This is a genomic window from Colwellia sp. BRX8-9, from assembly GCF_014077245.1.
Classification (GTDB): Bacteria; Pseudomonadota; Gammaproteobacteria; order Enterobacterales; family Alteromonadaceae; genus Colwellia_A.
In genome coordinates, this window is record NZ_JACGVN010000097.1 from 1 (window position 1) to 201 (window position 201).

Genomic DNA, 201 nt, shown 5'->3' on the forward strand with positions numbered 1-201 from the left:
TACAAGCAAGTAATGCCCCTTCATCGAGCAGGGCTTGAGATTTAAAGCGTCCTTCCCAAAAGTGCCCAGTACATTCATCTTCTTTATTGGCTTGTCGAGCAATAGGCTCGTTTAATGCCCGCATAAACCAACTGATATCGATTAAGCGCTGTTTATAGACTTGTGCTGTTTCTTCAACCATTGCCATTTCGAATGTCGTTA

The 201-nt window shown here is 42.8% G+C and carries 1 pseudogene; it reads right to left on the reverse strand.

Annotated elements, in window-relative coordinates:
• A pseudogene (locus H4J70_RS20395) lies at positions 1 to 201 on the reverse strand (transposase); the annotation flags it as partial.